The organism is Streptomyces sp. NPDC042002 (assembly GCF_055588305.1).
Map to the genome: position 1 here is coordinate 16,301 of NZ_JBVJCT010000012.1, position 13,801 is coordinate 30,101.

Consider the following 13,801-nt stretch of genomic DNA (forward strand, 5'->3'; position numbering starts at 1 on the left):
TAGCCCGTAGCCCGTAGCCCGTAGCCCGTAGCCCGTAGCCCGTAGCCCGTAGAGGGGCTGCCGGCTCAGGCGCGCCCGAGGAGTGGCCGCTCGCTGTCGTCCCGGGCGGGGCGGGTCCGGGCGCGGAAGGTGCGGCGGTAGGCGTCCGGAGGCACGCCGACCGTGCGGTTGAAGTGGCGGCGCAGCGTCGTGGCGGTGCCCATGCCGGTGGCCGCCGCGATGGTGTCGACACCGGCGTCGGTGGTCTCCAGCAACTCCTGTGCGTGGCGGATCCGTTGGGTCAGCAGCCATTGCAGCGGGGTGGTGCCGGTCACCGACCTGAAGTGGCGGCCCAGGTTGCGCGAGCTCATCCGCGCCTGGCGGGCCAGGTCCTCCACGGTCAGCGGACGGTCCAGCCGTTCGAGGATCCAGGGGAAGAGCTCGGCGAGCGGGTGGTGGTCGGGGGCGGGCACCGGGGTGGTGACGAACTGGGCCTGGCCGCCGTCCCGATGGGGTGGCACGACCAGATGGCGGGCGACGGTGTTGGCGACCGACGAACCGTGGTCGAGGCGTACGAGGTGCAGGCACAGGTCCATGGCGGCGGCCTTGCCCGCGGAGGTGAGCACCCTGCCGTTGTCCACGTAGAGGACGTCCGGATCCACCGTCACCCGGGGATGGCGGGCGGCCAGGGCCCGGGTGTGCGCCCAGTGCGTGGTCGCGCGCTTCCCGTCCAGCAGGCCCGCGGCGGCCAGGACGAACGCGCCGGTGCACAGGGAGGCCACGCGCGCGCCCGCCTCGTGGGCCGCGCGCACCGCGTCGACCAGGACGGCGGGCGGCTCCCGGTCGATGTCGGCCCAGCCCGGGACGATCACCGTGTCGGCACGCGGGAGTTGGTCGAAGCCGTGGTCGGGCTCCAGCCGGAACCGGCCCGCCCGCACGGCCTTCGGCCCGCACAGCGCGAGGTCGTACCAGGGGCCCGTCACGGCGGCCGGCGCGGAGCCGAAGACCTCGCAGGCCAGGGCCAGTTCGAAGTGGAGCATCCCGTCGGTGACGGCCAGCGCGACAGAAGTCATGTCCGGAATTGTATGGGGCGTGGCGTTCCGGACACTCGTGCGGGACGTCCGTCCTCGACAGGATGTCCGTGACGGATCAAGGCAGTTCACTTCGAGCACGGGGGAGAACCCATGGAGTCGGGGCAGGCGGTGACGGTGTTCGGCGCGTACGGGCACACCGGACGGTTCGTGGTGGCGGAACTGCTGGAGCGCGGGTTCGTCCCGGTCCTCTCCGGCCGGGACGCCGAGAAGCTGAAGGAACTGGCGGCCTCGCACCCCGGACTCGACGTCCGCCCGGCCTCGGTCGACGATCCGGCCTCGCTCGACCACGCGCTGGCCGGTGCGGCGGCTGTCGTCAACTGTGCCGGGCCCTTCGCCACGACGGCCGCCCCCGTGATCGAGGCGGCCCTGCGCGCCGGGATCCCGTACGTGGACGTGGCGGCCGAGATCGAGGCCAACCTCGACACGTTCGCGCACTTCTCGGAGCGCGCCCGCGCCGCGGGAACGGTGATCGTCCCCGCCATGGCCTTCTACGGCGGCTTCGGCGACCTGCTGGCCACCGCCGCGATGGGCGAGTGGACGGCGGCCGACGAGGCGCACATCGCGTACGGGCTGAGCGGCTGGCACCCCACCGCCGGTACGCGTGCCGCGGGCGCGGTCTCCCGGGAGCGGCGCGGCGGCCGGCGCGTCCGGTACTCCAACGGGCAGTTGGAGTACCGCCAGGACGCCCCGCCCACCCTGGAGTGGCCGTTCCCCGACCCGACGGGTCCGCGGACCGTCATCGGGGAGTTCTCGATGGCCGACGTGGTCACCGTGCCCAGCCACCTCGCCGTCCCCGAGGTGCGCACCTACATGACCGTCGAGGCGGCCGGGGAACTGGCGGCCCCGGACACCCCGGCGCCGCGTGCGGTCGACGAGCGCGGGCGGTCCGGGCAGACCTTCGTCGTCGACGTCGTCGTACGCTCCGCGGGCGCCGAACGGCGGGCCGTGGCGCGGGGCCGGGACATCTACGCCGTCACCGCGCCGCTCGTGGTGGAAGCGGTCGACCGTATCCTCACGGGCCGCACCAGGACGGTCGGTGTCGCCTCCGCCGGGAAGATCTTCGACGCCCCCGACTTCCTCCGCGCGCTGTCCCCGCACATCTCCTTCGAACTGCGCCGGTAGCGGGCGCACACCCCGCACGCCCTCACGCTCCTGGTCCGGGCCGGCCGGGAACGCGGTCATGTGCCGCTGCCCGCGGACCTCGACGACCCCCTGCGCCTGGGTGGCGTCCCCGGCGACCGGCCCCCGGCCCGCTACATCGGCGGCGCCGCGACCCTCGTACGGCTCTGCGCGGGCCGGCCGGTCGCGAAGACGACGGCGTACGAGCTGGTGGGGGCCGGGGAGGAAGAGCTCAATCTGTTCGGCTGAACGGCAGAGCCGCACGGGTGGGGCCGCACGGTTGGGCCGAACCGTGGGGAAGGGAGGGGCCGGAGGGGAAAACCCTCGACGGTCCCTCCACTCGCCGTGATCTTCTCGCGCCCCCGCTTCCGCCCGCGTACTCTTGGATTGGACTAGACCTGTAGCGGCCCAAGGGAAGAGGTCCGATGAGCGAGCGGAAGAGCGCAGTCCTGGAGGTGATCGCCCTCGACGTGGAGGACGCGGTCGCCGCTCAGGCCGGCGGTGCGGACCGGCTGGAGCTGGTCACCGACATGGCGGCCGACGGGCTGACTCCGTCGGTGGAGACCTTCGCCGGGATCCGTGCCTCCGTCGACATCGCCCTGCGTGTGATGCTGCGCCTGTCGGACGGCTTCGCGGCGGGCGGCGCGCGGGGCGTCGACACGCTCGTACGGGTCGCGGGGGAGCTGCGGGACGCGGGCGCGGACGAGTTCGTGCTCGGATTCCTGGACGAGGACGGCGGACCCGACCTGACCACGGTGGAGCGGATCGTCGACGGACTGGACGGCTGCCGCTGGACCTTCCACCGCGCGATCGACCGCGCCGCCGACCGTGACGCCCTGCGCAAGCAGCTCGCGGACCTGCCCGGCCTCGACGCCTATCTGACCGCCGGGTCCCCGACGGGCGTCGACGACGGGCTCTCCGTCCTCGCGGCCGAGTCCGCCCGCCGCGGTGAACCGGGATACGAGCCGCGGATCATGGTCGGCGGCGGTCTGCGCCTCGACCATGTGCCGGGGCTGCGCGCCGCGGGCCTCGACGCCTTCCACATCGGCGGTGCCGCCCGTCCGGGAGGCTGGACGGGACCGGTCTCGGCGGAGGCGGTACGGGAATGGCGGACAGCCCTCGACGCGTAGGCGCCGCCCCCTCGGCCGACGTACAGGTCGCCGCCCCCTCGGCCGACGTACAGGTCGCCGTCCTCTCGGCCGACGTACAGGGCGCCGTCCTCTCGGCCGAGGTGGAGAGCGCCGTCCCCTCGACGCGTGGAACGCCTTCCTCCTTGGCCGGTTCGGCGTCCGGCCGCCGACGGGAAGTTCAAGTAGGGCCTCGCGCCGAGCGGTTGGCGGGTCAGGCCGGCGTTACGCCGGAGGTCGCCAACCGGTCGGCGGGTCAGGCCGCGCGGCGGGTCGGGTCCGGATCGGCTCGGCCGGTGAGACCGGTCGCGCCGGTCCGGCCGGTCAGGTCAGCTCGGCCGGGAGCGGCGCCGCGTGCGTCACGATCAGCCCCGAGACCGCACGGGTGAGCGCCACGTACAGGCGGCGCAGGCCGGTGCGTTCGTCCGGCTCGCCGTCGACGACGGCCCGCGGCTCGTCCAGGACCACGTAGTCGTACTCCAGGCCCTTGGCGAGCGAGGCCGGTACCAGGGTCAGCCGGGTCTCGGCCGTCGTCTCCTCGCCGGGACCGAGATACGTCCGTCCGGCCGCCGTCAGCGCCTCGGCGAGCACCGGGATCCGGGCGTCGGCGGCGATCAGCCCGACCGACCCCTCGTGGCCCAGCAACTCCTCCACCGCGCCCAGGACTTCGGCGTCCGCCGCGCTCGCGCGCACCTCGAAGAAGCCCGGGTTCTCGCGCACCGACGCGACCGGTGTGAGACCGGGCGCGATGTGCGGCAGCAGCCGGGACGCGTAGGTGATGACGTCCGTGGGGACGCGGAAACCCGCCGTCAGCTCCTCGACGACGGCGTCCCCCTTGCCCAGATGGCCGAGGGCCTCCTCCCAGCTCCGGGTCGCCCAAGGGGTCGTCCCCTGCGCCAGGTCCCCGAGCACGGTCGCCGACCCCGTCGTGCAGCGCCGTCCCACCGCGCGGTACTGCATCGGCGACAGGTCCTGCGCCTCGTCGAGCACCACGTGCCCGAGGGAGTGCGTGCGCTGGACCAGGTCGGTGGCCTCGTCGATCAACACGGCGTCGGCGGCGGACCACTTGGCCGCCTTCACGCCGCGCACCGGCTTCGCCCAGAGGATCTCCTTCTGCTCGCCCTCGTCGAGCAGCCCCTCCGCGTGCTCGGCGAGGAACTCCGCGTCGGTCAGCAGCCGGAGCACGAGCTTCGCGGGGTCGACCTGCGGCCAGATCGCCTTGACGGCGGCCTTCACGGCGGCGTTGCGGGCGACGGCGTCCTGCACCCGGTCGTCCGGGGCCTCCCCGGAGCGCTCCATCTGGACCAGCACGGCGTGCGCGATCCGCTGCGGAAGGGCCTGGTGGGCGGCGCCGTACCGGATGTCCCGGCCGAGCAACTCCCTGACGATCTCCTCCAGTTCGTACGCCGGGACACGCCAGCGCCGTGATCCCCTGACCACCACGACGGGCTCCGCCGGGATGGTCACGTGCGAGCGGACGGCCCGGCGCAGCACCTGGGCCATCCGGGCGTCGCCCTTGAGCACGGCCGCGGCCGAGTCGTCGTCGCCACGCACCTCGACATGCGCGACGAGGTCGTCGACGGTCGCCTGCCTGACCTCCAATTCGCCGAGTGCGGGCAGGACTTGCTCGATGTAGTGCAGGAAGGACTTGTTCGGCCCGATGACCAGGGTGCCGGTGCGGGCGAGCCGCTCCCGGTGCGCGTACAGCAGATACGCGACCCGGTGCAGGCCGACGGCGGTCTTCCCGGTGCCGGGACCTCCCTGCACACAGACCGAACCGGACAGCCCGGACCGTACGATCTCGTCCTGTTCCGGCTGGATGGTCGCCACGATGTCGCGCATCGGACCGACGCGCGGGCGCTCGATCTCCTGCTGGAGCAGCTTGCTGGTGGCCGCGGCCTCGGCCGGGTCGGAGAGGTGCTCGTCCTCGTAGGCGGTGAGGTCGCCGCCGGTGTAGCCGAAGCGGCGGCGCAGTCCGACGTCCAGCGGGTCCTTCTTCGAGGCCCGGTAGAACGGCTGCGACACCGGCGCGCGCCAGTCGATGACCATCGGGTCGCCGCCGGCGTCGTGGACATGCCGGCGCCCGATGTAGAACCGCTCGCCCTCCGCGCCCTCCGCCCGGTCGGAGCCCGGCGGGTGCAGATAGTCGAGCCGTCCGAAGAACAGCGGGGTGTGGCTGAGGTCGGCGAGGGCCTTGATCCGCTCGCCGATCTGCCGGTGCAGCACCTCGGCGTTCACCCAGTTCGCGGTGACGTCGCGGATGTCGAGGTTCTCCGCGTCCTCGCGCATCGCGCGGAGCGCCGAACGGGACTCGGAGAGGTGGGCGCGCTCGCGGGACAGGGGATCGTCGGACTCGGACGGGGCGCCGGACGGACTGTCGGACAGAGTGGACACGCGGAATTGCCTCCGGGGAAACCTGCTTCGGGAGTGCTTCGGGAGTGCTTGGAGTGCTTGTGGGGTGACGCAGATCGTGGATCTCTGCGGATTTCGTTGGGAATCCGTGCGGAATCCGTGCGGAATCCGGTGTGATTCCAGGTGCCGTCCGGTTTCCGGCCGGGCGGCGGCACTCCGCGAAGGGAGGCGGGCAAGAGCGAAGATTCTAGGCGACGGACGGATGCCGGGGCCAACGGGTTTTCCGCTCCCCGACTGCCTTGTCAGGGTCGGGCACCCGGGGACCCTAGGGGGTGGTGTCCGTCGTAGGGCGTACGGCGGGGGGCCCGGAGCCGTACCTGGGGGGTGGCGAGGTTCGGTCCGAAGACCGACGCCATTCGGCGTATCAGTGCGCACCATGGAGATATGAGTGCAGCCACTTTCACCCAAGGTCCTGCCCATCCCGGGCCTGTCGCGCGAGGCGCGACGGCCGTCACCTCCGTCCACCATCGGCACCGCCTCGGCGACGCCGTGCGCGCCGTCAAGGTGTTCGCGCGAGCGGCGCTCGGTGTCGTGCTCCTCGGCGAATACGGCGAAGAAGCAGGCGTCCGCCACCACTGACGCGTACGCCCGCCCCTTCTGCCGCGCTACCCGGAACCCCGGCCCGGGTCGGCGGCCCCGCAAGCCGACCCGGCGCGGCTGAGCGGCATCCCGCCGCACGCCGACGGCCTGTCCGTCGCTTGATGGCCTGGCCACCCGTCCGGGAGCAGGAGAGCCCCGTCTCTGGGCCGCGAGCCGCCCCTGCGCGGCTGAGCCGCGTTCCGCCGCACGCCGGCGAACCCCGGCCGGGTGCTCCGCGTCCGTCGGGCGGCAGCCCTGTTCAGCGCGGCCGAGTGGCATCCTGCCGAACGCCGACGGCCCGCTGGGGCGTCGGCGCCCGGCTACCCGCCCGGGGGCCGGGCCCGCCCGGGGAGTTCACTCCTTGTCGGTCTCTTTGTCGGTCAGGAGTTCGTCGGCGTCCATGATCCGGTAGGCGTAACCCTGTTCCGCCAGGAAGCGCTGGCGGTGGGCGGCGAAGTCCTGGTCGATCGTGTCGCGGGCGACCACGGAGTAGAAGTGGGCCTTGTGGCCGTCGGCCTTCGGGCGCAGGACGCGGCCCAGGCGCTGGGCCTCCTCCTGGCGGGAGCCGAACGTGCCCGAGACCTGGATGGCCACCGTGGCCTCCGGCAGGTCGATGGAGAAGTTGGCGACCTTCGACACGACGAGGACGCTGATCTCGCCCTCCCGGAAGGCGTCGAACAGCTTCTCCCGCTGGGCGTTGCTGGTCTCGCCCTTGATGACGGGCGCGTTCAGATGCTCGCCCAGCTCGTCGAGCTGGTCGATGTACTGGCCGATCACGAGGATCTGCTGACCCGCGAACCTGCGGACCAGCGCCTCGGTCACCTTCCGCTTGGTCGCCGTCGTGGCGCAGAAGCGGTACTTCTCCTCCGCCTCGGCGGTGGCGTACGCGATCCGCTCGGAGTCGGTGAGGTTCACCCGCACCTCGACACAGTCGGCCGGCGCGATGTAACCCTGCGCCTCGATCTCCTTCCAGGGCGCGTCGAACCGCTTGGGCCCGATGAGCGAGAAGACGTCCGACTCGCGCCCGTCCTCCCGTACGAGCGTGGCGGTCAGCCCCAGCCGGCGCCGGGCCTGGAGGTCGGCGGTGAACTTGAAGACGGGAGCGGGCAGCAGATGGACCTCGTCGTAGAGGATGAGGCCCCAGTCGCGGGAGTCGAAGAGTTCGAGGTGCGGGTAGACACCCTTCCGCCGGGTCGTCAGCACCTGGTAGGTGGCGATGGTGACCGGGCGGATCTCCTTGCGCGTACCGCTGTACTCGCCGATCTCCTCCTCGGTCAGCGAGGTCCGCTTCACCAGCTCGTGCTTCCACTGCCGGGCGGAGACGGTGTTGGTGACGAGGATGAGCGTGGTCGCCTTGGCCTGCGCCATGGCACCGGCCCCGACGAGCGTCTTGCCCGCGCCGCAGGGCAGCACGACCACACCGGACCCGCCGTGCCAGAAGTTCTCCACGGCCTGCCGCTGGTAGGGCCGCAGCGCCCAGCCGTCCTCGGCGAGCTCGATGGCGTGCGCCTCGCCGTCGACGTACCCGGCGAGGTCCTCGGCCGGCCAGCCCAGCTTCAGCAGGGTCTGCTTGATCTGGCCGCGCTCGGAGGGGTGCACGGCCACCGTGTCGGCGTCGATCCGGTTGCCGACGAGCGGGGCGACCCGCTTGGAACGCAGCACCTCTTCGAGGACGGGCCGGTCGGTGGTGGTGAGGACGAGTCCGTGGGCCGGATGCTTGCTCAGCGTGAGCCGTCCGTAGCGGTCCATCGTCTCGGCGATGTCCACGAGCAGCGCGTGCGGGACCGGATAGCGGCTGAACTCCACCAGCGCGTCCACGACCTGCTCGGCGTCGTGCCCGGCGGCCCGCGCGTTCCACAGGCCGAGCGGCGTCACCCGGTAGGTGTGGATGTGCTCGGGCGCCCGCTCCAGCTCGGCGAAGGGGGCGATGACCCGACGGCAGGCGTCGGCCAGCTCATGATCGACTTCGAGCAGAAGCGTTTTGTCGGACTGGACGATGAGCGGTCCGTTCACACGCGTCCCTTTCTGCGTGGCGGCACCCGGCGCGGATGCTCGGCCAAACGTCCAGTGTGCCCTACCGGCGGGTGATCACGGCTGGTCGTCGGCCAGCTCCGCGACGCCCGTGACCCGGTGCAGCGGATAGGTGCGGACCTCGTCCGCGGTGTGGTCGTACGCCGTGACGAAGCCGCCCTCGACCCGGATGGGGGCGATGACGCGCTGGCTGGCGGAGCCCTCGGCGTTCACGTAGCCGATCCACACCGCCTCGCCCGTCATGACGGCGGCCTGCATGGTCGCGAGGGTCTCGGCGGGGCTGGTGCGGGGCAGCCCGCCGTTGCCGGGACCGCCGGCGGCCGGGTCCTCCTTGCGCGGGGCGGTGGAGGCGAGGTCCCCGGCCCGGATCGCGCGGACCGCGGCGCCGAGGAGGGTGGCGTCGGGCACCGGCGGGCCGTCCGGGACGGGCTCCGGGGCGGTGCGCGGCGGGGTGCGGTGGGCGTGCGCCCGGCTGATCAGGACGTCACCCTCCGCCGACTCGGCGGCGGGCGCGAAACCCATCGACCTGAGGCCGGTGAGCAGGCTCGCCGGATCGGTCTGCGCGGCCAGCACCGTGGGCGCGATCCGCCGCAGCCCGAACTCCTGCGAACGCTTGTCGGCGAGGATCTCGTTGAGCACCGCCTCGTCGTCGCAGCGGACGTACGCCGACGCCGCCCCGATCCGCAGATGGCCGTGCCGGCGCGCCATGTCGTCGATCAGATAGGCCAGCGGCTGCGGGACCGGCGTACGGGAGTGGGCGGCGAGGAACGCGTGCAGGTCGGACGCCGAACGGCCCGCGTCGAGCGCCCGGCGCACCGAGCCCGGAGTGAAGCGGTAGACCGTCGCCCCGCCCTTGGACTCGACGTCCGCGAGCACCCCGAGGGTGTCGGCCAGCGGACGCTCCAGGGGGCCGGGCGCGACCGCCGTCAGGTCCGCCTGGAGCAGGACGTGGTCGAGCGGCTCGGGCAGCAGCGGAGCCAGGAGCCTGGCGGCTCGGGTCGCCGCCGCGGCCCGCTCGGCGGGGGAGTGCGGCACGGGGGCGGTCACGGGGTGGTGCCGCTTGTGGGCGGGGAGCTTGTCACCCGGGCCGGACGGCTCCGCGCCCTTCGCGCCCGCCGTCGCCGGCAGACCAAGCAGCGCCCGCCCCTGCGCGGACAGCGCGCCCCGGCCGGTCACCCCGAGCAGCTCCGACTCGGACAGCGTCCAGCGGGTCAGCCGGGCGCGCAGGTCGTCCGGCGCGGGCCGGGCGCTGCGCGAGGGCCGTTCCCAGTACAGCCGGGCGAGGAGGGAGTCCGTGGCGGGCGTCGCGCCCTCGGGCAGTTCGGCGAGGAGGGCGAGGACGCGGTGGCGGACCTCGGGCGCCGCGGACCGGTCGAGGCCGGGGCCGAGCGCCGAGAGCGTACGGTCCTTCGCGTCCCGTCCGCCGACCAGTCCCGTCGTGCGGGTCGCCGCGAGCCACGCCGAGGCGAGCCGCGCCCAGCGCTCCGCGGCGGGCAGCTCCAGCCACGCGTCGTAGGCCGGCGTGGCCGCGTACCGTTCCTCCGCCTCGCCGTCCGACGCCAGCAGGCCCGCCCCGTAGGCGAGTTCCACCCAGAACGCGGCGATCGGCTCGGAGACGTCGAGCGCCACCGCCGTCCGCTTCAGGTCCCGCACACTCAGCCCGCCCGCGCGCAGCACCGCGGGACCGCCCTCGTGCCAGTCCTTCAGCAGCTCCTCGACGGTCGCCAGCGTCGTGTACGCCTGGCCGGCCGCGGCGGCGTCCACAACCTGTGGACGGTGCGTCGTCGCGGCCTCGACCGCGGGCGCCACCGGCTCGGTCACCCGGTGCGCGCGGCCCGCCCGCAGATGCAGGGCGACCTCCCGGGGCAGAACGACCGTGCCGGGACCCGTCGGCAGCAGCAGCCCCCGCCCGATCAGCCAGCGCAGATGCGCCGCCGGTTCGGCCGTCACCTGCCCGTACGGCGGCCCCCACACCAGCCGGGACAACACCTCGATCGCCTCGGCGGGCGCCTCGTCGAGCAGCGCCGACATCCGGCTCCGGTCGGCGAACAGGGCGCTCAGCGACGCCACCGCCGACACGGAGTCATGGGTGGACGCCAGCCCCGCCGTGGCCACGATCTCCTGGATGCGCCCCGGCGACATGCCCGCCGTGGCCTCGCCGACCGTCGGCCCGAGCCCCGTCGGGGACGGGTGCTGCGGCGACGGGGCGAGCAGCTCCCGTGCCGTCCGCACGAGCCGGAGACGGTCGTCGCCGCCCCACAGGAGCGCCTGCTCGCGCAGGGTCCCGAGCGCGTGCGGGAAGGCCGCCGTGACCGTGGGGTCGGCGTCGTCGCCCGCCAGCAGCCCGAGCAGTTCGTCGTACGTCGCCGGTTCCCGCGCCACCGCCAGCGCCTCCGCCGTCTGTAGCGTGAAACGGTCCAGACGCTCCAGGGCGCGGACGACCGACGCTCGCGTGCCCGCCCGGGTGGCCAGCTGGGTGAGATCCGTGGGGACGGGGGTGATCAGGTCCGGCCGGGACCGCAGAAGGGCGGACAGTGAGGCGTCGTCCCGCGCGCGGAGGGCTTCCGCCAGGGACCGCGGGGCGGTCGTCTCGGGGCTCATCCTCTCAACGTTAGCGGGTGGCGCGCTCCCCGGGACCGGCCCCCGGCCCGTGGATCGTCCGACGGTCGTGCGGCCCGGGCGGCCGGCGACGGTCGTACGGCTGCCCGAGCCCCGGGCGGGTCGCTCCCGCACACGGGAAAACCGGTACCTTCGTCACCGCGGGGTATCCAACGCACCGGCCCCGGAGGGGACTTCGTGGGGATCGAGAGCGACCAGCTGGTCTTCGACTATCTGAGCCGGGTCGGCGACCTGGCCCAGCGGCGGCAGTTGCCGTCGGCGACCCGGATGCGCCTGGTGTCGGAGCTGCGGGGCGAGATCGACCGCCGCCGGGCGAAGACCACCGTCGACAGCCCCGCCGCCGTCCGCCGCATCCTCGACCGCCTCGGCAGCCCCGACGAGATCGTCGCGGCGGCCGGACGGGGCACCGACGGCAGCGGCAGCGGAGCCGGTACGCGGACCTGGGCCGCCGTGCCCGTCCAGCGTGCCGCCGCCGAACCGGAGGAGCGCCCCAAGGGACTGCGCCGCGTCGTCCCCCGCCCGCGCCCCTCGCAGGAGCGGCCCGCCGGGAGCGCGGGGGCCGACACACCGTCCCCGCCCCACCTGGCGAGCGCCCACGAACTGGGCGACAGCGCGACCCGGCCGGACTGGTGGCGCGCGACCGACAGCCCCTTCGGGCTCGGCGACAGCGTGCCGGGGTTCGTCGGCGGCGTGGAGATCCCCGAGCTGCTCAAGCCGCCCCCGGGGGACAAGGACCGCGGAGCCGAGGACGACGCGACCCCGGCCAAGGACACGGTGGCGGCACCGGGCCCCGAGGACGAACCGGCCGCCGAGGCCGCCGTCAGGCGCCGCTTCCCCCGCCGCCTCCCGCGCCTGGGCGGCTACACCAACCCCCTGCTCCTGCTCGCCGCCGCCCTCCTCGTCGCGGGCGCCGTCCTCGGCAACTGGTTCGCGCTCGGCCTCGGCTGGCTGATCGCCTACGGCTCGCGCCGGCTGAGCCCCGCGGAATCGAAGTGGGCCGTCCTCGTCCTGCCGGGACTGTCGGCCACGGCAGGCATCGTCTGGCTGTGGGGCCGTACGAACGGCCGCTGGGGCACCCCGATCGCCGAGGGCCACATGAACGACGCGATGGCCCAGACCTGGCCCTGGGTCGTCCGCGGCGCGGCGGTCACCTCGGCCCTGTACCTGGTCTGGCGCTCCCAGCGAGGCCGCTGAGGCCCGGTGCGACCGGTGACGCCCGGCGCTCGCGGCGCTCGCAACGACCTGGACCGGCCTCCGGAAAATGCCTGGACCGTACATCCGGTGCCCTGGGCACAATGGCTTATATGACTTCCCCTGCGCTGACCGTCGGCTTCGACCTCGACATGACCCTGATCGACTCCCGGCCCGGGATCCACGCCTGCTACGAGGCGATCTCGGCGCGGACCGGGACGTACATCGACTCGGATCTCGTGGTCACGCGGCTCGGCCCGCCGCTGGAGGACGAACTCGCCAACTGGTTCCCCGCCGAGGAGGTCCAGGCGACGGCCGACCTCTACCGCGGGATGTACCCCACGTACGCGATCACCGGCACCCTCGCGATGCCCGGCGCGCGCGAGGCCGTCGCGGCGGTGCGGGCGGCGGGCGGGCGCACGGTCGTCGTGACCGCGAAGTGGGAGCCCAACGCCAGGCTGCACCTGGACCACCTGGGCATCGACGCGGACGAACTCGTCGGCAGCCTGTGGGCCGAGCAGAAGGCGGTGGCGCTGCGCGAGCACGGCGCGAGCGTGTACGTCGGCGACCACACCGGCGACGTACGCGGCGCGCACTCGGCGCGGGCGTACGCCGTGGCCGTGGCGACCGGGCCGTGCGACGCCGAGGAACTGCGCGCGGCGGGCGCGGACGTCGTCCTCGGCGATCTCACGGAGTTCCCGGCCTGGCTGGAGAACCACCGGTGAGGGCATGACGGCGCCGACACCGGTCCGCCGGAACGGCCGCCGTCAGGGACGCGCCGGGAACGGGCCGGAAGGGGTCGGTGACGAGTGCCGTCAGGAACGCGCGGCGCGCGCCCGGCGGCGGCCCTGCGCGGCGGACTGGAGCACGCCGGCCGCCGCCAGCAGGAATCCGACGCCCATGAGCATGCTCAAGCCGAACATGTAGAACGGGAAAGGTTTCGTACCGAGCAACAGCGGTGCCACGGTGACCAGTGTGGCCAACGCTCCGATGAAGAACACGATGGCACCGGCACGGATCAGCCGGTCACCGGCTTCTGGGGAATTCGCTTGGGTTTTGTCACGCACCCGACCAGGGTAGTTCCCTGCGCGAAGGAACAATCCAGCGACGTCTTGTCACGAACCGACGGACCATTAGCCTTGGTACCGGCGGGTCGGCGGACCCGCTCCAGTGCTATCCAGAGGCGTTTTACGGGCAGTTGCCCCTGCAACCACCCGAGCCGTTCCAGAGAAGTTCCCGACGAGTACGAGGACGAGGACAGACGTGCCCACCGGCAAAGTCAAGTGGTTCAATTCCGAGAAGGGCTTCGGCTTCCTCTCCCGTGACGACGGCGGCGACGTCTTCGTCCATTCCTCGGTCCTGCCCGCCGGAGTAGACGCCCTCAAGCCCGGCCAGCGCGTCGAGTTCGGTGTCGTCGCCGGTCAGCGCGGCGATCAGGCGCTTTCGGTGACCCTTCTGGAGCCGGCCCCCTCGGTCGCGGCGGCCCAGCGCCGCAAGCCGGACGAACTGGCCTCCATCGTCCAGGACCTGACGACCCTCCTCGAGAACATCACGCCCGCCCTGGAGCAGGGCCGCTACCCCGAAAAGGCCTCCGGCAAGAAGATCGCGGGCCTGCTGCGCGCGGTCGCCGACCAGCTCGACGTATGACCG

11 protein-coding genes and 1 pseudogene are annotated in these 13,801 nt (G+C 73.4%); 7 read left to right on the plus strand and 5 right to left on the minus strand.

Features of this window, described 5'->3' with window-relative positions:
- Window positions 1–65: 65 nt before the first annotated feature.
- Window positions 66–1,052, minus strand: a complete 987-nt coding sequence (locus ACZ6KY_RS19430) for a helix-turn-helix domain-containing protein (protein ID WP_469311502.1) — start codon at window positions 1,050–1,052, stop codon at window positions 66–68.
- A gap of 111 nt (window positions 1,053–1,163) precedes the next feature.
- On the opposite strand from ACZ6KY_RS19430, the gene ACZ6KY_RS19435 reads away from it, so the two are divergent.
- The 3 genes and pseudogenes from ACZ6KY_RS19435 to ACZ6KY_RS19445 all read left to right on the plus strand — a co-directional run bounded on the left by ACZ6KY_RS19435 (window position 1,164) and on the right by ACZ6KY_RS19445 (window position 3,322).
- Window positions 1,164–2,195, plus strand: a complete 1,032-nt coding sequence (locus ACZ6KY_RS19435; RefSeq protein ID WP_469311503.1) for a saccharopine dehydrogenase family protein — start codon at window positions 1,164–1,166, stop codon at window positions 2,193–2,195.
- A 12-nt stretch (window positions 2,196–2,207) separates the two neighbouring features.
- Window positions 2,208–2,441 (plus strand): annotated as a pseudogene (locus ACZ6KY_RS19440) (maleylpyruvate isomerase family mycothiol-dependent enzyme); the annotation flags it as partial.
- Between the two features lie 176 nt (window positions 2,442–2,617).
- Entirely contained in the window at window positions 2,618–3,322 is a 705-nt protein-coding gene (locus ACZ6KY_RS19445; RefSeq protein ID WP_469311504.1) for a copper homeostasis protein CutC, read from the plus strand.
- A 321-nt stretch (window positions 3,323–3,643) separates the two neighbouring features.
- Here ACZ6KY_RS19445 and ACZ6KY_RS19450 read toward each other — a convergent pair whose 3' ends face one another.
- Entirely contained in the window at window positions 3,644–5,713 is a 2,070-nt protein-coding gene (locus ACZ6KY_RS19450; RefSeq protein WP_469311505.1) for a HelD family protein, read from the minus strand.
- Between the two features lie 402 nt (window positions 5,714–6,115).
- On the opposite strand from ACZ6KY_RS19450, the gene ACZ6KY_RS19455 reads away from it, so the two are divergent.
- A complete protein-coding gene (locus tag ACZ6KY_RS19455) occupies window positions 6,116–6,310 on the plus strand; it encodes a hypothetical protein (protein ID WP_469311506.1) in 195 nt (64 codons plus the stop codon).
- A 354-nt stretch (window positions 6,311–6,664) separates the two neighbouring features.
- Here the strand turns inward: ACZ6KY_RS19455 and ACZ6KY_RS19460 are convergent, their stop codons facing one another.
- Together ACZ6KY_RS19460 and ACZ6KY_RS19465 are read right to left on the minus strand one after the other, a co-directional pair.
- Window positions 6,665–8,323: a DNA repair helicase XPB gene (locus tag ACZ6KY_RS19460; RefSeq protein WP_469311507.1), complete on the minus strand. Its 1,659-nt coding sequence runs from the start codon at window positions 8,321–8,323 to the stop codon at window positions 6,665–6,667.
- A 75-nt stretch (window positions 8,324–8,398) separates the two neighbouring features.
- Entirely contained in the window at window positions 8,399–10,942 is a 2,544-nt protein-coding gene (locus ACZ6KY_RS19465) for a helicase-associated domain-containing protein (protein WP_469311508.1), read from the minus strand.
- A 195-nt stretch (window positions 10,943–11,137) separates the two neighbouring features.
- Here ACZ6KY_RS19465 and ACZ6KY_RS19470 point away from each other — a divergent pair, with 195 nt between their 5' ends.
- Both ACZ6KY_RS19470 and ACZ6KY_RS19475 read left to right on the plus strand, forming a co-directional pair.
- Window positions 11,138–12,154 (plus strand): hypothetical protein, encoded by a 1,017-nt coding sequence (locus ACZ6KY_RS19470; protein ID WP_469311509.1) that lies wholly within the window; start codon window positions 11,138–11,140, stop codon window positions 12,152–12,154.
- 101 nt (window positions 12,155–12,255) lie between these two features.
- Window positions 12,256–12,876 carry an HAD family hydrolase gene (locus ACZ6KY_RS19475; protein WP_469311510.1) on the plus strand — a complete coding sequence of 207 codons (621 nt, stop codon included), beginning with the start codon at window positions 12,256–12,258 and terminating at the stop codon, window positions 12,874–12,876.
- Between the two features lie 90 nt (window positions 12,877–12,966).
- Here the strand turns inward: ACZ6KY_RS19475 and ACZ6KY_RS19480 are convergent, their stop codons facing one another.
- Window positions 12,967–13,218, minus strand: coding sequence for a hypothetical protein (locus tag ACZ6KY_RS19480; protein ID WP_037624209.1), 252 nt, complete (start codon window positions 13,216–13,218; stop codon window positions 12,967–12,969).
- Window positions 13,219–13,414: 196 nt separating this feature from the next.
- On the opposite strand from ACZ6KY_RS19480, the gene ACZ6KY_RS19485 reads away from it, so the two are divergent.
- A complete protein-coding gene (locus tag ACZ6KY_RS19485; protein WP_469311511.1) occupies window positions 13,415–13,798 on the plus strand; it encodes a cold-shock protein in 384 nt (127 codons plus the stop codon).
- Window positions 13,799–13,801: the final 3 nt, after the last annotated feature.